1 protein-coding gene is annotated in these 636 nt (G+C 77.4%); it reads right to left on the bottom strand.

All coding sequences use genetic code 11. The features are described 5' to 3' along the window. Window positions 1-636, bottom strand: a 636-nt coding sequence (locus C667_RS23705) for a Y-family DNA polymerase (RefSeq protein ID WP_004391888.1), incomplete at both ends; no start/stop codon positions are given.

Raw genomic sequence — 636 nt, 5'->3', positions numbered from 1 at the left:
CGGCCTGCGCCCCCCGGCGGGCGAGTCCGGCCGGCGGCAGGCGGCGAAGCTCGCCCAGGGTGCGCAGGCCGAGTCCGGCGAGCAGCTCCAGCGTGGCGGCGTCGCAGGCGTCTTCTTCCCTGAGGAGCTCGAGCGGCAGCGGATCGAGCGCGACGCGCCAGTCTTGCATGTCGGCCTGAGGGAGGTGGGTTGCGTCGGCGGGGGGGCTGGACGCGGCGGAGGGTGTGGCGGGTGTGGAGGGCGTGGAAGAGCTCGAGGGCGCAGAGGGGCCCGAGGGCGTAGAGGGGCCCGAGGGCGCGGCGCGTGCTCGGGCCAGCCAGCGCGCGGCCAGCGCGGTGGGAGCGCAGCCCGGCAAGGCGACGAAGCCGAGCTCGGCAAGGCCTTCTTGCAGGGCGGCCTCGATCGGCGCCGCGCCGCCGAACAGGCGCAGGCAGGAGGAGATCTCCAGCAACACCGCGTCCGGCGCGGACAGGCTGATCCGCGGGCTGAAGCGTCCGGCCCAGGTGGCGATCTCGGCGAGGGCCTCGGCCTCGCGCGCCGGGTCGCGCGGCTGCAGGCGCAGTTCGGGCAGCAGGGCCAGGGCGCTCGCGGCGCGTTGCCCCGCTTCGATGCCGGCCGCGCTCGCCGCCGCGCTGG

Origin of the sequence: Thauera phenylacetica B4P (assembly GCF_000310225.1) — a bacterium.
Classification (GTDB): Bacteria; Pseudomonadota; Gammaproteobacteria; order Burkholderiales; family Rhodocyclaceae; genus Thauera; species Thauera phenylacetica.
The sequence above is the reverse complement of the archived record's forward strand: the minus strand, read 5'-3'. Positions and strand labels throughout refer to the sequence as shown.